The following is a 20,188-nucleotide window of genomic DNA, read 5'->3' as shown; positions in this document are numbered from 1 at the left end:
TCTGTGATGCCACGTACTGTCAGTCGCTGAAGTATTCAAGAAGCGCGATTGCTGCTCATCATCGACCGTAGCCTGCGGTATTCGTTGTCCTCTCCCTCCTTGATTCTTTTCCCGCGTCCGCGTGGGCGCATGCGCTCGTCCATTTTCAGGAGATCTAACATGGATACCGGTACCGTCAAGTGGTTCAACGACAGCAAGGGCTTCGGCTTCATCACGCCCGACAAAGGCGGCGACGATCTGTTCGCGCACTTCTCCGAGATTCGCGGCGACGGCTTCAAGACCCTCGCCGAAGGCCAGAAAGTCAGCTACGAAACAAAGAACGGCCCCAAAGGCCTGCAGGCGTCGAACATCACCCCTCTGTAATCGGCCTGAGTCGTTCGCCTCGTTCACGGAGCGGCACGTAACCGCCGCTTCTTGCGCTACGCGCCGTCGTCGCGGGTGCCACGTGTCTCGATGCAGGTCCGAGAGGGCCTGCCGTTTCGCATCGGGACGTCGCCCGCATGCAGGCCGGTGCGCCAACCGCCTTCGTAGCGCATGCGTGATCGGACGAGTAGCGCTCATCGGATCGTGCAAGCGGCGTAGCAGGAGAATTCGCATGACTCGAGGTCAATCTCGCAGCAACAAGGCACCGCCGCGCGTCAAGCCGGCCATCGTGCTGCCCAAGCTTGGCACGGCATTGAACTGGGTGCCGCCCAAGCCGGCCTCGGCCACGAAATCGCGTCCGAAAAAGCGCACGCCGGCTCCGCAATAGCGATCGGGATCATCCCGCGTGACGAGGGGAGCCGCCGGCCGCTTCGCCAGGAAAGCGAATCGTGCGACGCTGGCCGGATCGTGCCCGCCTTGGTCTGGACAAGGCGACGCCTTCCGCCCGCGATACCTCGCAACCCGACATCGTGCGGTTGCCGACCCTCCGTCCGCTGTTGTACGCAATCCGGAATAAGTTGGACGCTCGGCAAGCGATGCGCGTATGATGGGTTCATCCGGTCGACCCTGGTACGCCGGTCGCTCGCCCCTCCATCTACCCGCTTGCTGCATCGCCCCGCCTCCGCGCTGCAACGTTGTCCCTTTCACCCTACTGGCCCGTCCCGCAACGGGGATACCGGCCGGCCGTGTTCGCCCGTGCGATTCGTTGCGGCCGAACGCCAGGAGCTTGTCATGAGCATGCATGTCTACCGTGGATTCGAGATCTATCCACTGATTTACCCTCACGTGCCGGTGCTGGATGGCTGCCCGCACAACTACGATGCCGGTTTCGATGCGGCAGTCAAGATTTGCCTGCGCGGCGATACGCTGACGCGCAGCCAGACTTTCCGGTTGCGCGACAACGCCCCGTTCGGCAGCGCCGGCGATGCACGTCGTGCTTCGCTGCGCTATGCCGAGAACATCATTGACGACAATCGCGACAAACAAGGCTTCTTTTCCGGCACGCCTTGAGGTGAATCGTCAAGGTCACGCGATGTGTCATCCATTCGGAGAACGAAATGATCATCGACGAGCTGCTCGGCTTGATCAGGCGGCATGAGGTCATCCGGACCGACGCCAACCTGCCGGCCGGAATAGCCGATTCAGCGCAGTGTCGTCAGCCGGAGCTGCAAATGTTCGTGGCAGTGCGCGCATTGTCGATCGGGGCTGGATATTCGGAGTTCGAATCCGACGAGATAGCGAGTGCCGTCATGACACGACTCGGCTAGTTTTCCGTTCAACCATTTGAAAACAGGATCACGATGACAACCATTACGCTGAAGATTAACGAACCCATCGATGTCGCGCTGCGACGGTTCCGGCGCAACATCGAGAAAACCGGGCTGATCCGGGAGTTGCGCAGTCGCACCGGCTATGAAAAGCCCACGACGGAACGCAAGCGGAAAAAGGCGAGCGCCGTTGCTAGACAGCGCTTGCGGGCGAAGCGCATGTTGCCGCCGCGCAAAATGTACTAGGAGCGCATCGTGTACAAGATGCCGGACGAGGAGCCCCCGTTTTTCCCGCTGACGAAATGCGAAGTCGATTTCGATCGGCAGAAGGACATGGTGACGCTGCTGCCGAGCTTCTATGCGTTCGGATGCGAGTACACCAGCCGCGGTTTTCTGATCGGACGCGACGATGCGTTCAAGTTGATCGCCGCGATAGAGAAGGCGCTCAGCATTCAGGGATGAGCTGACGACGACACACTCGCGAGCATCGACAACCCAAAGATGAGCCATGCGCGTCGCGACCAAGTACGTGGCCCTGCTTCCTGTTCTTGTTGAGCTGCAACTCGCCACGCAAAGGCAGACTCGCGAGTGGCTCGATCATGTCCGGATAGGCCATGCTTCACGTCGGGTAGCGGAGTCGGTTCACCCGGTCGACAACGCTGCATTTGCGGAGACGGGCTCTCGACGGGATGCCCGGCAGACCGGTTGAGTGTGCGGATGAAGTGCGGCCCCTACCTTCGAGCGTAGGTCTGACGTGGTCGCGCTGGCATAGGGGCAGGCAGGTTCCGCGCCGGCGGTGGTCATGCAGCATTGAGCATGCGGCAACGCCGCTACACCGACACCGACGCGAAATCCTGCTTCAAATGCTCCACACGCTGCGGCCGCTGATACAGGTAGCCCTGCGCGTACTGAATCCCGACCGCATGCAGCGCGCGATGTTGCGCTTCCGTTTCCACGCCCTCCGCGATGATCTTCAGGTCGTAGTGATGCGCAACGGTCGCGATCCCCTCGATCAACCCCGCGTTGCCGCCGTTCAGCGGCGACACGAACTGGCGATCGATCTTCACGTAGTCGAACGGAAAGCGCGACAGCATGTCGAGATTGCTGTGATGCGTGCCGAAATCGTCGATCGCGAACTTCGCACCTTTCGCTCGCAGCGCATGGAAGATCGCGGTGGTTCGCGCGTTCTTTTCGAGCAGGATGCGCTCGGTGACTTCGAGCACCAGCGTAAAGCCTGGCGGCAGCGCGCGAATTGCCTCCTCGACGACGGACACGAACTGCGTGCGCTCGAGGTCCTTCGGCGCGATGTTGATGGCGATGCGCAGCGGCATGGCCGGCGTCAGCGCGGACAGTTCCGACACGGCTGTCCGCAGCACGAATTCCGTCACTTTCGGCAGCACCGCGCTCGATTCGACCTGCGGGATGAACACGGCCGGGCTGATGGCCCCCCACTTGGGATGCTGCCAGCGCAGCAGCGCCTCGACGCCGACGGTCCTGCGCGTCTCGACATCGACGATCGACTGGTACACGACATGAAGTTCGTCGCGCCTGAGTGCGTTGCGGACGGCCTTCAGCAGCAGGCGGCGCGGCGCCATCGCCAGCAGGTAGGCCGCCATCACGAGGCCATCCGCCAGCAGCACGATCGTGATGCCGATCAGCCGGTAGTGGTGCTGGACTTGCGACGCATAGTGCGCGGAGGCGGCAACCGACACCGTGAACGGCCAGCGAGGCGACGCGATCGTGCTGCCGCCTGCGGGTTCCGCGGCCGATTCCGGCGTGAACGTCCCGTGCTGATCGAGATGGCCCGAACCCGCGATCGACAGCGTCGCGGTTTCCGTCCCGTAGCGGGCGCCGTGCGCGAGCGCGTCGGCCACATAGTCGCCTTCGATCAGGTAGAGCACGCCCGCGCCGGGCGCGATGGCGTAAAACACGGGCAGCACCGGGATGCCTTGCTGGAATGGCGTCTGGCGCAACAGCGTGACGAGCGTCGAGCCCGGTTCCGGTTCGTGTGTGTAGGCGCCGAGCGGCAAGTCGATCGCCCCCAGCGCGGACGAGCACATGACGCGGCCGTCGTTCACCAGCGCGACGGCGCGCAGGTAGCGCAGGCGCGTGCCGATCTCGGCGAGGGTCCGGAATACCGTCGGGCATGGCCGCCCGACGAGCGCGGTGAGTTCGTCCACGTGTCGCAGGCGGGCACCGTCGAGGATGCGATCCACCGATGCCACGATGTCGTTCGCGATCACGCGTTCATGCTGGGTGACGGTATCGCGCGCGTAGCGGTCGGCAAGCACGATTGCGCACGCCGGCACGAGCACGCAAACGATTACGGCGACGCAAAAGACGACTCGCGGCCACGCGCCGCTGCGCTGGAAAACGGGCTTCGAGCCTGGCGTGAACGCCAACATTCCCGCGGTCGCCTTTGGTGTTGTGTGTATGAAGCAGCCAGTCGAACCGGTCGATCCACCCACGTCGCGCATGCGTCATGCCGGGTTCGGGCAAGGTGGTGTGCGCGCCGGGTTCGCGATGCGATCGATTCTACGGTCGCGACGGGCATCTGCGGCAGCCCCGTCGCAATCGGCCATGTATTCCGGAGGCTGGCCGCTATAAACATGTGCATGCAGCGCATGGTTATCGACGTAGCACACCGAAAAAACCCCCGGCCGCAGGGTCGTGCGGCCGGGACGAAAAAACACCGTCTCTTGGCACGAGGATGGTGCGCGGCAAGTATAAGATGTGACGAGAGATTGTGAAATATTGTTATTCAACAATTGGTGTAGTTTTGTCATTGTGTCTCGACGAGAAACATTCCTGCGAAATGTTGTTTTCGTCGACCTGCCGCCGGCTTGCAAGCGGTCACCGCGCGTCACGGTCGTGCGTCTCGCCGGAGCGTTGAGATGGAAGAAAACACCGTGCCCACGGTCGTCGTGACCGACGGCGCAGCCGCAACCGACGGCGGCTCGCTGTGGATCCGGATTGCCGTGAACGGGCAAGCCCACAACTACCTGCTCGATCGCGCGCTCGCTTCACGCGGGACGCCGCGCTACAACACCATCAGCGGTGCGCACGGGCCACTTTCGAAAGCTGAACGAAAGATATTGCTCGCGCTGCTGCGCCGCCTTGCCGACCCCGCGATGTGTGCCGGCATCGTCGGCACGTTCGTGCAGGTGCTGCAGGAATCTGGCGGTGAATGAACGATGCGGTCGCGATGCATCGCGCGAGCCGCGAGTCAGAAATCGTTGCGCATCTTGCGGAGCAGATCGCCGGCCGACTGGTGCGTGTCCACCGCGGTGAGGACATCGGTCAGGAACCACGGCAGGTTCAGTTGCGTATTGGAATCGCCGACGCATACGCGGATCGGCGGCGCCTTCGACGGCGAGCGGGCGTCGGGTGTGGCATCGCGGGACGGAACGCAGTTTTTCGCGTGCGCTTGAACGGGAGCCGGCTCGGCGCTACCGGATGTTGCGCCGGCGGCTGCCGGCAAGCTGATGGCGGCAAGCAGGGTCAGGACAGCGACAGGGGCAACGCGTTTCATGGGATTCTCCGGCGATGCTCGTTCGACCGCGCGGGCGGACGCGAGTTCGTCGGCGGCGCGGTGGCCATGGCGGCGCGCCGCGCTCAGCCGCGCGCGACGTTCGCCGCTCGCGCAGGTTGCCGGCTGCGCCACTGCTGCGGCGATTCGCCGGTCCAGCGCCGAAAGGCGCGCGTAAAGGCGCTGTGTTCCGAATAGCCGAGCAGCCACGCGACTTCCGCGAGCGTCAGCCGCGGATCGTTCAGGTGGTCGATCGCGAGCCGCCGCCGCGTGTCCTCGCGCAGTATCCGGAAGTTGAGCCCGAGTTCGGCAAGCCGTCGATGCAGCGTGCGCGACGACACGTGCAGATCCGACGCGATCTGTTCGATGCTCGCTTCGCCTTGCGTCAGCAGGCGCGCGACGGCTTCGCGCACCGACTGTTCGAGATCGTCCGTCTGCCGCAGCTCGGCAAGCAGCGCGCTCGCCTGGCGTTCCATCATCTGCAGCAGCGCGTCGTCCGGTTGGCGCAGCGGCTGCGTGAGCAGGTGCAACGGGAACGCGAGCCGGTTCACCGGCTGGCCGAACCGTACCGGGCAGCCGAAGTAATCGGCATACGGCCGTTCGTTGGCGGGCGACGGGTGTACGAAGCAGACCTCGTCGGGCCCATGACGCGTGCCGGTGATGTTGCGCGCGAACTGGACGATGGCCGTCAGCGCGACTTCATCGACGAGCGGGCCGAGCGGCTCGGGCGCGTCGTGCCATTCGATCGCGACCGAGGCCGCCTCGACCCGCACTTCCATGCGCGCTACGTTCGCGATCAGGTGTTCGTATTGCTGCCAGCGTGCGAGGGCGGCGCCGGCATCGCGGCACGCATGCAGCGCGTAGCCGAGTGCACCGAGGTGGGCGGGCGTGATCCGTTGGCCGACGTGCAGGCCGAGCAGCGGATCGTCGAGCGCACGTACCGCGCATTCGAGCAGGCGCCGCCAGTGCGCGCTCGCGTACAGCGTGAGCCCGCGATCGTCCTCGGGCGGCCGCGCCTCGCCGAGCACGCGCGCGGCATCCTTGCCCTGCTCGGACAGATAGTCGAACAGCAGCCGCACGTAGGTGCTCGAGTAGTAGACGCGCTGCGTCGATAGCGGGGAGGCGGCGGGCATGGCGGAAAGTGTCAAGTAATCGTCCGCAAGTGTCAACGCGGGGCGACCCGTGCGCGACCATACTGCCGGTCAGTTCTTGATCGAGGCCGCGACCATGCCGACCGAGTTGATGACGTGGCTCCACGCGTTCCTGGGGAACGACGTGGACTGGAAGCAGGTGCTGCTGATCGGCATGACGCCGGTCTTCCTGATCGCGTTCGCGATCGAATACGCGGTGATGACCGGGCGCGGCCGTCGCGAGCCGTTTCGCTGGAAGGAGATCGTCGCGAACCTGTCGCTCGGCGCCGGCTATCAGGTGGCCGAGACCGTGATGGGGCTCCTGTTCACGGGCGCGATCTTCGCGTGGGTTTACCGGCACCGCTGGTTCGACGTGCCGGTGAACGGCTTCTCGATCGTGCCGATCTTCGTCGTCGTGGAGTTCTGCTACTACTGGTTTCACCGCACGTCGCACCGCGTGCGCTGGTTCTGGGCCGCGCACGTGCCGCATCACAGCGGTGAAGTGATGAACTTCACGACGGCGATGCGGCAGTCGTTGCTGAACGCGTTCGTCGGCGTGTTCGTGTTCTATCTGCCGCCGGTCTGGTTCGGCATCCCGCCCGCCGTCGTGCTGTTCCTGCTCGCCGTCGATCTCGCGTACCAGTACTTCGTGCATACCGAAGCGATCGGGCGGCTGCCGCGCTGGTACGAATACGTGTTCGACACGCCGTCGAACCACCGCGCGCATCATGGCCGCAATCCGCGTTACATCGACAAGAATTACGGCGGCGTGCTGATCGTCTTCGATCGCCTGTTCGGTACGTATGTCGAGGAAACGGAACCGGTCGACTACGGGATCACGCAGCAGATTCGTTCGTACAACTTCCTGGTGCTGAACCTGCACGAATTCGTCGACATGTGGCGCGACGTGTTCGCGCCCGGGCCCGTCCTGCAGCGGCTGAAACATCTGTGGATGCCACCCGAGTGGGAGCGGCCGGGGCATCGGCCGATTCATACGTGGAGTGTCGAGCGCAAGGGCGAGGACGCGACTGCGGCAGCAGCGCGCGCCGTGCCTGACGAGGCGGCGCTGGCGCCAGGGCGCAAGATCGTACAAGCCACCCGCACGCGATCCGGCTAACCTGCGAGCTTTCCTCGGCGAAAGGCACGGCGGGCAATGACGAAGAAAGTATTCTGGGACGATCCGTACCGGACCACGCTGGATACCGTCGTGAGCCACGTCGACGGCGCTCGCGTGCGGGTGGACGCGACCATCTTCTTTGCGTTTTCGGGCGGGCAGGAAAGCGACGCGGGGTCGCTCGGCGGCTTTCCGGTCATCCAGGCCGACAAGCAGGGCCTCGATATCGTCTATACGCTACCGCACGATCATTCGCTGCGCGTCGGCGATCGCGTGACCTGGCACATCGACTGGACGCGCCGTTACCGGCTGATGCGTCTGCATTTTGCGGCCGAAATGGTGTTGCAGCTGGTCTATCGGCTCAGGCCCGGCATCGAGCGCATCGGTGCGCATATCGGGCAGGACAAGGCGCGCATCGACTTCGCGAGCGACACGAGCGTGGCGCCGCTGTTTCCCGAGATCGAATCGGCCGCGGCCGATCTGTCGATGCGCGACCTGCGCATCGTGACCGACTTCAGCGATGTCGACGCGCAACGCCGATACTGGACGGTCGACGGCTTCGCGACGATGGCGTGCGGCGGCACGCACCCGGCCTCGACCGGCGAGATCGGCATGCTGACGCTCAAGCGCAGGAATACCGGGAAGGGCAAGGAGCGGATCGAGGTCATGCTGGTCGAGCCGGAGAGGGCCGGCGGGCAGCGGGGCGAGCGGGTTTCATGATCGTCGGAAGTGCGGGCTCGAAAGGCTGAACGCCGTCGCCGATACGCGATTCGGCAAAGCGCTTGTCCCGGGCATGTATATTGACGATCCATGCATCGAGTGGCCGGCGATTTCGTGTGGCTTCGATTGCAGGTCTCCCTGCGCACGCATCGCCGACTGTCCGGATCGCGGCGCTTGCGGTGAAACATCCAGTACAAGCATAAAAACAGCGAACATTCCGAGCCCGCGCATGAGCGATACCGAGATCGTATTTCAATTGACCGTGGAAGATCTGGTCCACGCTTACCGTCTGAATCTTTGGCGCAGATACAACTGGAAATATCTGCTCAAGACATTCGCGATCATGTTGATTGCGTACACCGTCCTTTTTTTCGGTGGCCTCCGGGTGGCAAGCGACATCTTGCCGGCATGGCGCAATGTCTGGTGGATCGCGGGCATTGCAGCGTTGGTCGCGATCGGCGTGCCGCTGTTCTATCATCTGATGTTGCCTCGTGCCGCCCGCAAGATCTACAGCCAGCAAAAGACACTCCATCAGCCGCACACGGTCGTCTGGCGCAGCGAATGTTTCATCGTCGAATCACCGACTTCGCGCGAGGAACTCCACTTTGCCGATCTCGTTCACTGGAGCGAGGATCGTTATGTGGTCCTGCTTTACCAATCGGTGGTGATGTTCCGCCTCATACCGAAGCGGGTGCTTGGGGAGCCGCAATTGGCCGTGCTGCACCGAACGCTGCTTCAGAACGGCGTCCGCAAGATCTAGCGAGCGGGCGAGTGCATGCTGAAGCCCGGACGCGTTGAGTCGCCCGGGTTTCGAACGTGCTTGTTGCAGAACGCGGCTGCCGCGTCACCTCACGGATGCGCGTAACACGGCTTCGAGCCTCTGTAGTCGTAGAAGTGGCTGCTTGGCGCGATCTTCGCACCGCCGCACGCGGCCTGGAAATCCGTTTCGCGCGCGTTATCCTGCAGATAGGCGAGATACCATGCTCGCGTCGTGCAGATTGACTTTTCCGTCGTGACGCCGCCGGATCGCCGAAGGCCGGCCACCGCCGGCCCGTGTGCAGGCGTTCAGTGCAGGCCGGCCGATGCGATCGAGCGCACGGTGTCGGTGATGTTCACGCAGCGCGACAGCCCGAAATGCTCGGCTTCGCGGCGCTCCGGTTCGCTGCTCGCGATCGCCACCGCGCGTTCGGGCGGCACGCCGAGTGCCTGCAGCGCGACGTCGAAAGGATGCTGGTTTGATCCGGAGTCCTGCTGATTGGCGTCCGTGACGACGACCGAGAAGCGGTCGAGGTTCGCGCGGCCGAACTGGCCTTCGAACATGTCGCTGAGCCGTGCGGCCGGCAGCGTCGTGACGAGACCGAGTCGATATCCTTCTTCCGATGCTCGGTCGAGCCACTGGATGATCGCGTCGCGTTGATGGCGCGATTCGTGCGAGTCCGGTGTTGCTTCGATTTGCGCGAATGCTGCGTCGAGACGGGTGACGATGGCTTCGATAACCACGGTGATTCCTCTTCAGAGACGTGATGATCCGTTCGCCGACGGGAATGCCACACACCTTAGCGTCGATCCTGAAAACACGACTAATTAATATTTTTATCCGACCCATACGATTTGGCTAATGAATCGGGTGGCGAGCCAATGTGGGCGCGGGATGCGTGTCGCACGTCGTATTCCGTGCGAACGACATCGTATCGACGGTCTTCGATGTGATGCACCAGATTCGCGCACGCAGTGAATGCGTCGCACCGTGCATGTGCATCCAAAAAAAACGGCATACCGGGCGATGCACGCCCGATATGCCGTCTTGCGATACTGCGCGCGAACCGGCGCGATCAGTGCAGCTTGATCGACGGCTGGTTGCGGCTTTGCAGCCAGTGGCTCAGCGACTGGAACAGCGCACGCTTCACGCCGACCACGCTGAACAGGTGCTTGCGATACAGGAACTTGTACAGGCCGATCGCGGCGAGCCCGTCGACGATCAGCGAGCGCGAACGCCCGCGGAGGTCGGCCTGGTACACGGCGCCCGCGTGCCCGAGCGACACGACGGTGCCCGCATCGTGGAACGTGAAGCCGGCCACCGGCTTGCCGGCGACGCGGCGCGCGAACGCGTTGACCAGGTACACGGCCTGCTGGTACGCGACCTGCGCGCGCGGCGGCAGGAAGCCGCTCGCGCCGGCCGTCGGGCATGCGGCGCAGTCGCCGAACGCATACACGTGCGGGTCGTCCGGCGTCTGCAGCGTATCGGTCACGATCACCTGGTTCGAACGATTGAGCGCGATGTCGCCGATCTCCCGCAGGATCGCGGGGCCCGCCACGCCGGCCGCCCAGATCGTGATGTCGCTTGCGAGCCGTTCGCCGGTCGCGGTCGTCACGGCGTCCGCGCCGACTTCGGCCACGCGTGTATCGGTCAGCACGTCGACGTTCAGCGCGCGAAGCTGCGCGTGCATCTTGCCGGACAGCCGCTCGTCGAGCGCCGGCAGGATACGCGGGCCGCCTTCGATCAGCCGGATGTGCACGTCGCGCGCGGACACCAGCGCCTTGAAGCGGTACGTCGTCAGCTGCTGGATCGCGTGCCGCAGCGCGGCGGCCAGCTCGACACCCGTCGCGCCCGCACCGATCACGTTGATGCAGATCGGCGCCGCGCGCTGCGCGGGCTGCTGCTCGGCCAGGTGATTCGCCTTCGTGCACGCCGCGAGGAACTTCCGGCGGAAATCCTCGGCCTGGTCGAGGTTTTCGAGCGGCAGTGCATGGCGCGCCGCGCCCGGCACATTGAAGAAGTTCGTCACGCTGCCGACGGCGAGCACGAGGTCGTCATAGCCGAGCTCGCGCTGCGGCAGGATCTCCGTGCCGTCCGCGTCCTGCACGGCCGCGATCGTCGCCGTGCGTGCCGCGCGGTCCACCCGCTGCAGTGCGCCCTGCACGAAACGGAACCCGTGGCGCTTCGCTTGCGCCGCGTATTCGATCGTGTGGGACGCCGGGTCGCGATGGCCCGATGCGGCTTCGTGCAGCAGCGGCTTCCAGAAGTGCGTCGGATAGCGGTCGACGAGCACGACTTCGGCTTGCCCGCGACGTCCGACGGTATCGCCGAGACGCGTGGCGAGGTGCAGGCCGCCGGCGCCGCCGCCGACGATCACGATGCGCGGCAGGCGCGGTGCGCGGTCCGTTGCAAGGTTGGGCGTGGTGTTGTCCATGGTGGGCTCCCGCTAGATGACGATTCGGATGACATTGCTCAAGAACCGACGATATAGTTTCGAACCCACTCGAACAATTTAATGTTTATAAGCGACTCATATGTATTCACTTATAGGAAAGACCGCGACGTTCCGGCAACTGAAGGCGCTGGACATGATTGCGCGGCTCGGCAGCGTGTCGCGGGCGGCCGAGGAGCTGAACCTGACGCAGCCGGCCGTGTCGCTGCAGGTTCGCCTGCTCGAGGAGGCGGTGGGCGCCGCGTTGCTGCAGCGGGTGGGGCGCGGCGTGCAGCTGACCGCGGCCGGCGAGATCGTGTCGCGCTATGCGCGCGAGATCCTGCATCTGTGGACCGAAGCGGGCGACGAAGTGGCCGCGTTGACGGGCGATCTGGGCGGCACGCTGCGGATCGGCGCGATCACGACGGCCGAATACCTGATTCCGCCACTGCTCGTGAAATTCACCGCGACGCGTCCGCATGTGAAGACGTACTTCAAGGTCGGCAACCGCGACGACATCATCCGCATGCTCGCCACGCATGAAATCGATCTCGCGGTGATGGGCAGCGCGCCGAAGGAGCTGCGCACGCACGCGGTCGAGTTCGCGAAGCATCCGATGGTGTTCGTCGCGGCGCCCGGCCATCCGCTGATGCAGCGCAAGCGCGTCGCGCTGAAGGATCTCGAATCCGCGCACCTGCTCGTGCGCGAACGCGGCGCGGGCACGCGCTCGACCGTCGAGAGCCTGTTCAAGACGGCCGGCTACCGCTTCCATGTGGGCTCCGAACTGTCGAGCAACGAGGCCATCAAGCAGATGGCCGAAGCCGGGCTCGGCATTGCGTTCCTGTCGTTGCACGCGTGTGCACTCGAACTGCGCGCGGGGCTGCTCGGGCAACTGCCGTTCCCCGGCAACCCGATCGAGCGCGAATGGTATGTGGTCACGCTCGCCGACCGGCGGATCTCGCAGGTCACGGGTTTGTTCCGCGATTTCCTGATCAAGCAGGGCGCGCCGGTGATCGACGGCGCGACGGTGGCGCCGCACGAGCGGCGGCGCAAGTAGGCGGCGTACTGGGTCGAACGACGCCGGCTGCGTGGCCGGTCAGACGAGCCCGAAATCGTCGTTGCTGTCGGGGATCGATGCGAGCAGCCGTTCGAGCCGGTACCAGCCGACGACGCGCCGGCACCAGGCGGCGATCGCGGTGCGGTCGTTGCGGGAGCGGGGGCCTGATGACGGGCGGGGCGTGGCGGAAGGCGAGGACGCAGTGAGCGCGACGCGTTGCGCAAGGCATTGATGGGGCATGACGGTCTCCGTAGGTGTCGGATGGGGCCATCGTAAGCGGCGCCGCGCCCGCCGGCGCACACGCAAGGATGCCCCTGAGCAGAAACGGATGATCTTTTTCTGCTCGGCCCGGGCGTGCCCCCGGCAGGCCCGGCAGGCGGCCCGAAAACGCGTCACAATGCGCGTTCGACATCCCCATCCACGGGAGGAAGGCCATGAGCGATGCGATTCTCGCGGCGCCGACGGACAACGGCGTCCCGGTCAGCCTGCGCACCAGCCGCGGGCTCGGCTGGCAGGGCTTCGGCGCGTCGCTGCTGGAGATTCGCGCGGGCACCTACCGGATTCCGGCGGCCGACCATCACCGGATCGGCGTGCATATCGGGCCGCCCGTCCGCGCGGATTGCGCGTGCGACGGCGAGCGCGTGTCGCGCATCCAGGCACATGGCGACGTCGACGTGATTCCGGCCGGCCTGCCCGGCCAGTGGACCGACAGCGCCGACTGCCGGATCCTCCATATCGCGCTTACCGACACGTTCGTGCGGCGGACCGTCGAACAACTCGAACTGAAGCCGTCGCAGGGGCAGATCCGCCGCCGGCTGCAGGTGCGCGATCCGCGCCTGCAGCACATCGCGTGGGCGATGGCCGCCGAACTCGAAGCGGAAGACGCGTCGGATCCGCTCTATGCGGAAAGCCTGTGCACGGCGCTCGTCGCGCGACTGGTCGACGGCCAGCCGGCGTTTCGCGAGCGTCGCCGCACCCTCGCGCCGAAAGCGGCCGCGCGCGTGATCGACTATGTCGAAGCGAACCTCGACCAGCGCATGACGCTGGCCGAACTCGCGGCGCTCGTGTCGATCAGCGTGCCGCACTTCAAGGTGCTGTTCCGTGAAACGCTCGGGATGCCCGTGCACCAGTACGTCGTGCGGCGCCGGGTCGAGCGCGCGAAGGCGTTGTTGCTCGAAGGCCGGCTCAGCATCAGCCAGGTCGCGCTCGAAGCCGGGTTTGCACACCAGAGCCACATGGCGAACTGGATGAATCGCGTGCTGGGTGCGACGCCGACCGAGATTGCGCGGTCGGGCGAGCGGGGCGGGCTGCGGCTGGCTTATGACGGCGAGGGCAGCGGGAGTGGGGCATAGCGGAGCGATGGCGCCGCGCGGGATATGCGTTGTCGCTTCGGATCTCGCGGCCCTTGTCCGACAGGCTGTTGGACAATGACCGCGATCGTCCTCATCCAGAAAGCGCTGCACTGTCCCCGGTCTCGACGAGCCTCCTGAAGCGCAGCGCCTTGGGCGTGAGCGGCTCATCCATCGCCAGTGTGTCGTCGTTGCCCGTCATCGGCAGACCGCAGGACGCGAAGCGACTAGCGAGGCAGCGGACGACTCGCATGGCCGCCGCCCCCAAACCCATCATCCTTTCCTGCTGGTTTCATCCCTCCCTGCGCGCCGTTCCCTCCGCCCAACCCGACAATCACCCCACCTTCACCCCCTCAGGAGCGAATCGTGTTCGTGATCTTCGGTGCATCCGGCAACGTCGGCCAGTCGACCGTGACGGCGTTGCGCAACGCCGGCCATCCCGTGCGCGCGGTGTTGCGCGACGCACGCCATCGTGAACGTTTCGCGCAGCTCGGCTGCGACGTCGTGATCGCCGAGCTGACGGACGCGAACGCGATTGCTGCGGCGATCGACGGTGCGCGGGCCGTGCAGATACTGTGCCCGGTACCCGTCGCGGACCCCGATCCGGCCGCGACGATGACGCGGACGATCGATGTCGCGACCGCCGCGCTCGCCGCCACCCCGCCGCCGGTGCTGCTCGCGCTGTCGGACTACGGCGCGGAGCGTGACGGCAATACGGGCATCACCCGCCTGTTTCATCACTTCGAGGAACGGCTGAAGGCGATCCCGACGCACCTGACGCTGCTGCGTTCGGCCGAGCATCTGCAGAACTGGGCGCGCATCCTGCCGGTCGCGCTCGGCACCGGCGTGCTGCCGAGCTTTCACCATCCGGTCGGCAAGGTGTTCCCGACGGTCTGGGCGCCGGATGTGGGCGTCGTCGCGGCGCGGTTGTTGGTCGATGCGCCAGAACGCGGCAACGGGCCGCGCATCGTCAGTGTCGAAGGGCCGCGGCGGGTGAGCGTGACGGCGATTGCCGATACGCTCGGCGCAGCGGCCGGCCGGGCAATCGTCGCGCATGAACTGCCGCGCGACACTTGGGCCGCGACGCTGCTGCGCGCGGGCCTCAGCGAACGCCATGCGCAGTTGATCGTCGATCTGTACGACGTGCACAACGCCGGGCAGATCGACGTCGAGGACGGTGTGTCGGAGCGGCTTTACGGGACGACGACGCTGACCGACGCACTCGCACAACTGGTGCGCCAGCACGCGCGGTAACGGCGCTGGCGACTGGCATTGCACATCACGCCGGTCGCCGCACCTTGTTCAGTACAGCATACGAAAGCGACCCGATCACGATTCCCCAGAACGCGGAGCCGAGCCCGAGCCACGTCATGCCCGATGCGGTCGCAAGGAACGTGATCAGCGACGCCTCGCGGTGGTTTTCGTCCTCGAAGATCGCCCTGTACGAACATGGCGAAATCGTGTCGGTGAGTCTGGAGGACGATTGGGGCGACGGGATGTGATCGGTTGCCAGGGAAACGAAGTAACCGCTTGCAGGCGGCGCGTGTAGGGCATGCGCCGCTGCTGGTCCGGTCGCAGGGCAGGTTCAGGACGCCGGCGTCGAAGTAACGAAGCGCCGTGCGTCAGATACTCCCCGGCACGGGGCGTTTATGTTTTATGTAGTACGAATGTTATTGAGATGAGTCGATGCGTGACGCGATTAGGATTGACATTTTCGAAAGGATCAGTCAATGAAGCGACGCATTGCAGTTGTTGGCGATAGTCTTTCAAGTGGTGGGGCAATTCAGCCATACAGCGGACCACCGTTTCTTTTTCATGGGCATCAAGCAGCTCTGATTGGCGGAAGCGCATTCTGCGAGGCATGCAAAGACACCGGTATCATCGCAAAGGCGGGTGGTCCGTATCGGCTCAAGTTTCAAGGCGAGGTCGCACTAGACCAAGACATCGTACTGTGCGGTTGCTCGGCGCCTCCGCATATCATGGCTTCACTTGCCGGCGAAGCATGGTGCAGTGATGGGCTAAAGGGCCTCGGGGAAGTCGTTTCGAGCCGCACGGCAACCGGTGGCGTCGCATCGGTCAAGAAAGGCGCATACGACGAACGCGTGAAGGCGACCGAGCATGCGACGGAAGGCATGCCGTACTACATCGAAACTTCGGATGGCCGCGTGCATTACGGGAGGCTTGACGCGAGCGGCCGGCTTCCCCGCATCCACACCGGTGACAACTCCGACGACTACACCATCTATTGGGGTGATGACGCTCTCGTGAAGCAACACGGAGAATGACACGTGCCACACCCTAAGCCAATCAAAATCCGTTCGAACAACACGCAAGGTTCAGAGAGGGAAGTACCTCTTTCAGGCGTCACGTTTAAAGAGCTTTGGGATAACTTCCCCTCGGGAAAGCCATATGACAACCCCGCCTACACAAATCAATGCGCCATTCGGATGAGCGTCACATTGCATCGCGTAGGCGTTGGCATGAAGTCATTCAACTCGAAGACGATAAAGCCCGTGTCGGGTGCAAAGACTATCGGCCGAATCTTTCTCGATGATAAACCGACCGCAACGCGTGCCGAAGAGATGGGAAAATGGTTGCAGCTGCAGCCCTTCGCCGGTCTTCCCAAAGCAGAGGACATCACTGGGTCGGAATGGGAGTCGAAGGTCAAGGGGCGCACCGGTATCATACAGTTCTCCAGGTACTGGACGCGCGACGGCGAATCGACCGCGAATGCGAGTGGTGGCCACATAGATTTGTGGAACGGTTCGCGAATGACGATCAGCAGTGTGCCTGGTGTGATATCAACGTTCGGCAGAGTTTTCGGCCTGCACGAACTTCTCCCCGACACGGATTTCGGTTGGTCAGACCTGCGCAACTCCAAGCAGATACTCTTTTGGGAAATCAAGTAATGCGCCGTTTCTTTGGGACCGCAGGATTCGGGCTCACTGGCGTCGCTAGTGTTGTCATATGGACGTTGATTGACAGTTACTTGTGCTCAGTCTTTTCGAGCCTCTGCGTCCCGCGCGCGGGCGAGTGTGGCGGCGGCGTGGATGCTTGCGCTATAACCATACAGAGTACGATCAAACTGTTCTCATACGTCTTTGGCCCGATGATTCTGTTTGCAGCGTTGGGTTTCTACCTGTTTGCGCGGCGCCGCCCGCCGCTCGTCATTGCCGGATATCTCGTTGGCGTGGTCGCTGCCCATTGGCTCTTGGCGTTTCTGTGCGTGCGCATATTGCACACCTGACTAGCCGAGGCTGCGACTGGCGTTGCGCATCACGCCGGTCGCCGCACCTTGTTCAGTACCGCATACGAAAACGACCCGATCACGATTCCCCAGAACGCGGAGCCGAGCCCGAGCCACGTCATGCCCGACGCGGTCGCAAGGAACGTGATCAGCGACGCCTCGCGGTGGTTTTCGTCCTCGAAGATCCCGTGTACGTTCGCGCCGATCGCACCGATCAGCGCGAGCCCCGCGAGGATCGCGACGAATGCCTTCGGCAGCGCGAAGAACACCGTGACGATCGTGCCCGCGAACAGCCCGCCGACCAGGTAGATCGCCCCGTTCGCGAGCCCGGCGATGTAGCGCCGGTCCGGGTCCTCGTGTGCGTCCTTGCCGGTGCACAGCGCGGCCGTGATCGCTGCGACGACGATCGTGATCCCGCCGAAGCACGCGACCACGAGCGACATCACGCTGGTCGCCGTGATGATCGGCCGCGCGGGGGTGTGATAGCCGGACACCCGCAGGATCGTCATGCCCGGCAGGAACTGGCCGGTGAGGCTGACGACGACGAGCGGCAGCGCGAGGCTGAGCGTCGTGCCGAGCGTCCATTCGGGCGCGATGAAGATCGGGTGCGCGAGGCTCGCCGACACGTTGCCGAGATGCGTCATCCCGAGCAGCGTCGCGAGCGCGGCGCCCGTGAGCAGCACGAGCACGATGCTGTAGCGCGGCAGCAGGCGCCTGAAGATCACGTAGGCCGCGATCATCCCGAACGCGAGCGCGGGCTGCTCCGACGCGGCGGCGAACGCATGCGTGCCGAACGGCAGCAGGATGCCGGCCATCATCCCGCACGCGATACCGCGCGGAATATGGCGGACGAGCCGGTCGAAATAGCCGGTCACGCCGATCAGCAGGATGATCAGCGCGGCCGTGAGGTACGCGCCGACGGCCTGGTTGAGCGTCAGTTGCGGAAACAGGCCGACGAGCAGCGCGGTGCCGGGCGCCGACCACGCGGTGATGACCGGCACCTTCAGCTTCCAGCTCGCGAACAGGCCCGATACGCCCGCGCCGATCGAGATCGCCCAGACCCACGACGACACCATCGCGTCGGACACATGGGCGGCCTGTGCGGCCTGGAAGAAGATCGCGAGCGGGCCCGCATAGGAAATCAGCACCGCGAGAAAGCCCGCGGTAATCGCGGAAACGGACCAGTCGTTGCCGATCGCGCGGATCGTGCCGGGCGGGGTGTTCGGTTGCATCGTCGTGGGGAAGTGCGGCGCGCGGCCGGGGGCAGAGCCGGGGCGAATGATTGTTGGAAGCCCCGGACGAGCCGTCATTCTGGGCATTGCCGACGCAATTGGCAATGCGCGGGTGTGAGCGGTGTCGTCGGTATTTTGTAAGGTGTCGGCCGTTAGCGAGCCGGATCGACGGAGATCGAATCGACTTGCTCCACGACCTTGACCGCCTGTGTCAGATCGCCTTCGAGCGTGCGGCCGTGGCTGTCGTAAAAGATCTGCGTCGTGTAGATCGTCAGCGTGGCGGGAACCGGCTTGCCGTGATCGCGCCAGTCGACGGGCACCGTGTAGGGGCCGATTCTCGCGCCGGACAAACCGGGGATGGCGGCACCCGAGATGCGAATGCCGACCGCGGCGCCGCGCATCTCGAAGGTTGCCAGAACGAAGCGCTCCAGCGCCGGCTTGTTGCGGAACAGGGGCAGGATGTCGTCGCGGAATCCGACCGTGCCTTCCGCGAATCCGGTCAGTGGAAGCAGGGTCAGCAGCAGGGCCGCCAGGACGCGCCGGATCCCGTTACGCGTGCGTGATGTCGATTCTGGTGCGTGCATGCTTGACGTCTCCTCCTGCCGGATGTCCGTGGCCCGTTTTCCCGGTGGAGACTGTACCGGAAGCGGCGGGATCGGCGCGTTTTCGCCGCGACGACGAAGATCGCTCCAGGGTCACGTACTGACCTGCAACACCTCGTCGACCACCGCCACCTTCGCGCCCCGCCCCGTCGACAACGACGCCGTGCCCCGCTCGAACGGATGCACGGGCGTATCGGTCGGCGTCCACGCATGGCGCGCCAGCAGTTCGCGATATCCGCCGCGAATCACGAAGCCGCCGCATTTCTCCGCATACGCGTCGCGGCGCATCCGGTACGCGCGCGGCAGGTCGTACCACGGCAGCTTCGGCAGGTCGTGATGGACGAGGTGGTAGTTGTTGTTGAGATACAGCAGGCGCATCGCGAAGCCGGCTTCATTGATCGCGATGCGGGCCTTCGGATGGGGCGCGGCGCGGTGCTCGTACAGCGAGCGGATCATCGCGATCGACAACGCGGGCCACGTGATCGCGAGCAGGTAATACCACCACGGGATGCCGATCGCCCACTGCAGCCACGCGAGCAGCGCAACCACGCAGGCGACGTGCGTCGCCCACATCGGCAGGTAGCGGAAATCGCCGCGCCGGAACGCGGCAAAAGCGTCGACGCCCATCGCGGCGATGCTCAGCGGCGGCCCGGCGATGAAGCGTCCAACGAAGGTCTTGCGTGCGAGCGTCAGCACGCGGCGCCAGCGCGGCAGCCGCGCCCAGTGCTCGCGCGTGACGTAATTCGTTTCGGGATCGACGCCCGGCACGGTCAGGTCTTCGTCGCGATGATGGTCGAGATGCGTGTCGCGATACAGCGTGTACGGATACCAGACCGTCAGCGGCGGGTAGCCGAGCAGCTTGTTCATGCGCGCGGAGCGCGTCGGGTGGCCGTGCAGCAGCTCGTGCTGCAGCGACAGGTGCCAGGCGCCGAGCAGGATCAGCGGCGGCGTCGCGGCCGCGCGCGACAGGGTGCCGTCGCGCACGAGCAGCAGCACGGCGAGCCAGCCGCCGTAGATCGCGACGACCAGCAGCCAGGTCGGCCACTCGGTGCGGGCGGTGAAGCGGGTGTCGAGCGCGGCGATCGCACGCGCGTGGTCGACGTCGAAGTATTCGGCCATGGCGTTGAGGCGGGATTGAACGGGCGGTGCGGGGAACGCGCGGTTGAACCGGCAAGCTCGGCCCGGGTGCGCAGGTGTCTCGCGGATCACGGTCGGCCTGTCCGGCATCACGCGCGGTGGCGATGCGCGAGCAGGCATCAGGACGGTACCGGGATCGCGCCGCGCGGCCAACCAATCGATTCGGATTTGCTTATCGTCGCGGGGCCGATA

At 64.8% G+C, this 20,188-nt stretch carries 24 protein-coding genes and 1 pseudogene; 15 read left to right on the top strand and 10 right to left on the bottom strand.

The window, feature by feature from the left end; translation table 11 throughout:
- Window positions 1–159 precede the first annotated feature (159 nt).
- The 5 genes from ACN8ZM_RS29955 (at window position 160) to ACN8ZM_RS29935 (ending at window position 2,153) form a co-directional block, all read left to right on the top strand.
- Window positions 160–363: a cold-shock protein gene (locus ACN8ZM_RS29955; protein ID WP_174914418.1), complete on the top strand. Its 204-nt coding sequence runs from the start codon at window positions 160–162 to the stop codon at window positions 361–363.
- A 792-nt stretch (window positions 364–1,155) separates the two neighbouring features.
- A complete protein-coding gene (locus ACN8ZM_RS29950; protein WP_420211578.1) occupies window positions 1,156–1,434 on the top strand; it encodes a hypothetical protein in 279 nt (92 codons plus the stop codon).
- A 47-nt stretch (window positions 1,435–1,481) separates the two neighbouring features.
- Window positions 1,482–1,691: a hypothetical protein gene (locus ACN8ZM_RS29945; RefSeq protein WP_420211577.1), complete on the top strand. Its 210-nt coding sequence runs from the start codon at window positions 1,482–1,484 to the stop codon at window positions 1,689–1,691.
- Between the two features lie 33 nt (window positions 1,692–1,724).
- The gene (gene rpsU, locus ACN8ZM_RS29940) at window positions 1,725–1,937 is read left to right on the top strand and encodes a 30S ribosomal protein S21 (RefSeq protein WP_420211576.1); all 213 of its coding nucleotides are present in this window, start codon (window positions 1,725–1,727) and stop codon (window positions 1,935–1,937) included.
- A gap of 18 nt (window positions 1,938–1,955) precedes the next feature.
- Window positions 1,956–2,153 carry a hypothetical protein gene (locus ACN8ZM_RS29935; RefSeq protein ID WP_420212689.1) on the top strand — a complete coding sequence of 66 codons (198 nt, stop codon included), beginning with the start codon at window positions 1,956–1,958 and terminating at the stop codon, window positions 2,151–2,153.
- Between the two features lie 368 nt (window positions 2,154–2,521).
- Here the strand turns inward: ACN8ZM_RS29935 and ACN8ZM_RS29930 are convergent, their stop codons facing one another.
- Entirely contained in the window at window positions 2,522–4,096 is a 1,575-nt protein-coding gene (locus ACN8ZM_RS29930; protein ID WP_043178999.1) for an EAL domain-containing protein, read from the bottom strand.
- Between the two features lie 489 nt (window positions 4,097–4,585).
- Between ACN8ZM_RS29930 and ACN8ZM_RS29925 the strand changes: the two genes are divergently transcribed.
- Entirely contained in the window at window positions 4,586–4,882 is a 297-nt protein-coding gene (locus tag ACN8ZM_RS29925; RefSeq protein WP_301768579.1) for a hypothetical protein, read from the top strand.
- A gap of 35 nt (window positions 4,883–4,917) precedes the next feature.
- Here ACN8ZM_RS29925 and ACN8ZM_RS29920 read toward each other — a convergent pair whose 3' ends face one another.
- Window positions 4,918–5,223, bottom strand: coding sequence for a hypothetical protein (locus tag ACN8ZM_RS29920; RefSeq protein WP_043179279.1), 306 nt, complete (start codon window positions 5,221–5,223; stop codon window positions 4,918–4,920).
- Between the two features lie 83 nt (window positions 5,224–5,306).
- Window positions 5,307–6,368, bottom strand: a complete 1,062-nt coding sequence (locus tag ACN8ZM_RS29915; protein ID WP_420211575.1) for an AraC family transcriptional regulator — start codon at window positions 6,366–6,368, stop codon at window positions 5,307–5,309.
- 79 nt (window positions 6,369–6,447) lie between these two features.
- Here ACN8ZM_RS29915 and ACN8ZM_RS29910 point away from each other — a divergent pair, with 79 nt between their 5' ends.
- From ACN8ZM_RS29910 to ACN8ZM_RS29900, 3 genes are all read left to right on the top strand, one after another.
- Complete coding sequence (locus tag ACN8ZM_RS29910) at window positions 6,448–7,467, top strand: sterol desaturase family protein (protein ID WP_420212688.1); 1,020 nt, start codon at window positions 6,448–6,450, stop codon at window positions 7,465–7,467.
- 36 nt (window positions 7,468–7,503) lie between these two features.
- Window positions 7,504–8,184: an alanyl-tRNA editing protein gene (locus tag ACN8ZM_RS29905; RefSeq protein ID WP_420211574.1), complete on the top strand. Its 681-nt coding sequence runs from the start codon at window positions 7,504–7,506 to the stop codon at window positions 8,182–8,184.
- Window positions 8,185–8,413: 229 nt separating this feature from the next.
- Entirely contained in the window at window positions 8,414–8,944 is a 531-nt protein-coding gene (locus ACN8ZM_RS29900; protein ID WP_420211573.1) for a YcxB family protein, read from the top strand.
- A 305-nt stretch (window positions 8,945–9,249) separates the two neighbouring features.
- Here the strand turns inward: ACN8ZM_RS29900 and ACN8ZM_RS29895 are convergent, their stop codons facing one another.
- Window positions 9,250–9,684, bottom strand: a complete 435-nt coding sequence (locus ACN8ZM_RS29895) for a phosphatase (RefSeq protein ID WP_043178987.1) — start codon at window positions 9,682–9,684, stop codon at window positions 9,250–9,252.
- A gap of 332 nt (window positions 9,685–10,016) precedes the next feature.
- Window positions 10,017–11,375 carry an NAD(P)/FAD-dependent oxidoreductase gene (locus ACN8ZM_RS29890; protein WP_420211572.1) on the bottom strand — a complete coding sequence of 453 codons (1,359 nt, stop codon included), beginning with the start codon at window positions 11,373–11,375 and terminating at the stop codon, window positions 10,017–10,019.
- 100 nt (window positions 11,376–11,475) lie between these two features.
- Here ACN8ZM_RS29890 and ACN8ZM_RS29885 point away from each other — a divergent pair, with 100 nt between their 5' ends.
- Window positions 11,476–12,429: a LysR family transcriptional regulator gene (locus ACN8ZM_RS29885; protein WP_043178984.1), complete on the top strand. Its 954-nt coding sequence runs from the start codon at window positions 11,476–11,478 to the stop codon at window positions 12,427–12,429.
- 39 nt (window positions 12,430–12,468) lie between these two features.
- Here ACN8ZM_RS29885 and ACN8ZM_RS29880 read toward each other — a convergent pair whose 3' ends face one another.
- Complete coding sequence (locus ACN8ZM_RS29880) at window positions 12,469–12,669, bottom strand: hypothetical protein (RefSeq protein ID WP_420211571.1); 201 nt, start codon at window positions 12,667–12,669, stop codon at window positions 12,469–12,471.
- A 194-nt stretch (window positions 12,670–12,863) separates the two neighbouring features.
- Between ACN8ZM_RS29880 and ACN8ZM_RS29875 the strand changes: the two genes are divergently transcribed.
- Together ACN8ZM_RS29875 and ACN8ZM_RS29870 are read left to right on the top strand one after the other, a co-directional pair.
- Entirely contained in the window at window positions 12,864–13,781 is a 918-nt protein-coding gene (locus ACN8ZM_RS29875) for a helix-turn-helix domain-containing protein (RefSeq protein WP_420211570.1), read from the top strand.
- Between the two features lie 363 nt (window positions 13,782–14,144).
- The gene (locus tag ACN8ZM_RS29870; RefSeq protein WP_420211569.1) at window positions 14,145–15,032 is read left to right on the top strand and encodes an NAD(P)H-binding protein; all 888 of its coding nucleotides are present in this window, start codon (window positions 14,145–14,147) and stop codon (window positions 15,030–15,032) included.
- A gap of 25 nt (window positions 15,033–15,057) precedes the next feature.
- On the opposite strand, the pseudogene ACN8ZM_RS29865 reads toward ACN8ZM_RS29870, so the two are convergent.
- Window positions 15,058–15,213 (bottom strand): annotated as a pseudogene (locus tag ACN8ZM_RS29865) (benzoate/H(+) symporter BenE family transporter); the annotation flags it as partial.
- Here ACN8ZM_RS29865 and ACN8ZM_RS29860 point away from each other — a divergent pair.
- The 3 genes from ACN8ZM_RS29860 to ACN8ZM_RS29850 all read left to right on the top strand — a co-directional run bounded on the left by ACN8ZM_RS29860 (window position 15,149) and on the right by ACN8ZM_RS29850 (window position 16,687).
- Window positions 15,149–15,280, top strand: coding sequence for a hypothetical protein (locus ACN8ZM_RS29860; protein ID WP_420211568.1), 132 nt, complete (start codon window positions 15,149–15,151; stop codon window positions 15,278–15,280). The pseudogene ACN8ZM_RS29865 and the gene ACN8ZM_RS29860 overlap by 65 nt on opposite strands.
- 228 nt (window positions 15,281–15,508) lie before the next feature.
- Window positions 15,509–16,063 (top strand): PAAR domain-containing protein, encoded by a 555-nt coding sequence (locus ACN8ZM_RS29855; RefSeq protein ID WP_205822890.1) that lies wholly within the window; start codon window positions 15,509–15,511, stop codon window positions 16,061–16,063.
- Between the two features lie 3 nt (window positions 16,064–16,066).
- Window positions 16,067–16,687, top strand: a complete 621-nt coding sequence (locus ACN8ZM_RS29850; RefSeq protein ID WP_420211567.1) for a type VI secretion system amidase effector protein Tae4 — start codon at window positions 16,067–16,069, stop codon at window positions 16,685–16,687.
- A 367-nt stretch (window positions 16,688–17,054) separates the two neighbouring features.
- Here the strand turns inward: ACN8ZM_RS29850 and ACN8ZM_RS29845 are convergent, their stop codons facing one another.
- The 3 genes from ACN8ZM_RS29845 to ACN8ZM_RS29835 all read right to left on the bottom strand — a co-directional run bounded on the left by ACN8ZM_RS29845 (window position 17,055) and on the right by ACN8ZM_RS29835 (window position 19,978).
- On the bottom strand, window positions 17,055–18,257 hold the full coding sequence (locus ACN8ZM_RS29845) for a benzoate/H(+) symporter BenE family transporter (protein WP_420211566.1): 1,203 nt from the start codon (window positions 18,255–18,257) through the stop codon (window positions 17,055–17,057).
- Window positions 18,258–18,409: 152 nt separating this feature from the next.
- Window positions 18,410–18,841, bottom strand: coding sequence for a hypothetical protein (locus ACN8ZM_RS29840; protein WP_420211565.1), 432 nt, complete (start codon window positions 18,839–18,841; stop codon window positions 18,410–18,412).
- Window positions 18,842–18,952: 111 nt separating this feature from the next.
- Entirely contained in the window at window positions 18,953–19,978 is a 1,026-nt protein-coding gene (locus ACN8ZM_RS29835; protein ID WP_420211564.1) for a fatty acid desaturase, read from the bottom strand.
- Between the last annotated feature and the right edge of the window lie 210 nt (window positions 19,979–20,188).

The organism is Burkholderia aenigmatica, assembly GCF_048627025.1.
GTDB classification, from domain to species: domain Bacteria; phylum Pseudomonadota; class Gammaproteobacteria; order Burkholderiales; family Burkholderiaceae; genus Burkholderia; species Burkholderia aenigmatica.
The sequence above is the reverse complement of the archived record's forward strand: the minus strand, read 5'-3'. Positions and strand labels throughout refer to the sequence as shown.

Coding starts and splice junctions, on each gene's coding strand:
- ACN8ZM_RS29900 (WP_420211573.1), top strand. CDS start 8,414: ATGAGCGATACCGAGATCGTATTTCAATTGACCGTGGAAGATCTGGTC.
- ACN8ZM_RS29880 (WP_420211571.1), bottom strand. CDS start 12,669: ATGCCCCATCAATGCCTTGCGCAACGCGTCGCGCTCACTGCGTCCTCG.
- ACN8ZM_RS29835 (WP_420211564.1), bottom strand. CDS start 19,978: ATGGCCGAATACTTCGACGTCGACCACGCGCGTGCGATCGCCGCGCTC.
- ACN8ZM_RS29955 (WP_174914418.1), top strand. CDS start 160: ATGGATACCGGTACCGTCAAGTGGTTCAACGACAGCAAGGGCTTCGGC.
- ACN8ZM_RS29905 (WP_420211574.1), top strand. CDS start 7,504: ATGACGAAGAAAGTATTCTGGGACGATCCGTACCGGACCACGCTGGAT.
- ACN8ZM_RS29950 (WP_420211578.1), top strand. CDS start 1,156: ATGAGCATGCATGTCTACCGTGGATTCGAGATCTATCCACTGATTTAC.
- ACN8ZM_RS29885 (WP_043178984.1), top strand. CDS start 11,476: ATGTATTCACTTATAGGAAAGACCGCGACGTTCCGGCAACTGAAGGCG.
- ACN8ZM_RS29945 (WP_420211577.1), top strand. CDS start 1,482: ATGATCATCGACGAGCTGCTCGGCTTGATCAGGCGGCATGAGGTCATC.
- ACN8ZM_RS29920 (WP_043179279.1), bottom strand. CDS start 5,223: ATGAAACGCGTTGCCCCTGTCGCTGTCCTGACCCTGCTTGCCGCCATC.
- ACN8ZM_RS29875 (WP_420211570.1), top strand. CDS start 12,864: ATGAGCGATGCGATTCTCGCGGCGCCGACGGACAACGGCGTCCCGGTC.
- ACN8ZM_RS29935 (WP_420212689.1), top strand. CDS start 1,956: ATGCCGGACGAGGAGCCCCCGTTTTTCCCGCTGACGAAATGCGAAGTC.
- ACN8ZM_RS29925 (WP_301768579.1), top strand. CDS start 4,586: ATGGAAGAAAACACCGTGCCCACGGTCGTCGTGACCGACGGCGCAGCC.
- rpsU (WP_420211576.1), top strand. CDS start 1,725: ATGACAACCATTACGCTGAAGATTAACGAACCCATCGATGTCGCGCTG.
- ACN8ZM_RS29840 (WP_420211565.1), bottom strand. CDS start 18,841: ATGCACGCACCAGAATCGACATCACGCACGCGTAACGGGATCCGGCGC.
- ACN8ZM_RS29930 (WP_043178999.1), bottom strand. CDS start 4,096: ATGTTGGCGTTCACGCCAGGCTCGAAGCCCGTTTTCCAGCGCAGCGGC.
- ACN8ZM_RS29890 (WP_420211572.1), bottom strand. CDS start 11,375: ATGGACAACACCACGCCCAACCTTGCAACGGACCGCGCACCGCGCCTG.
- ACN8ZM_RS29845 (WP_420211566.1), bottom strand. CDS start 18,257: ATGCAACCGAACACCCCGCCCGGCACGATCCGCGCGATCGGCAACGAC.
- ACN8ZM_RS29860 (WP_420211568.1), top strand. CDS start 15,149: ATGCCCGATGCGGTCGCAAGGAACGTGATCAGCGACGCCTCGCGGTGG.
- ACN8ZM_RS29910 (WP_420212688.1), top strand. CDS start 6,448: ATGCCGACCGAGTTGATGACGTGGCTCCACGCGTTCCTGGGGAACGAC.
- ACN8ZM_RS29855 (WP_205822890.1), top strand. CDS start 15,509: ATGAAGCGACGCATTGCAGTTGTTGGCGATAGTCTTTCAAGTGGTGGG.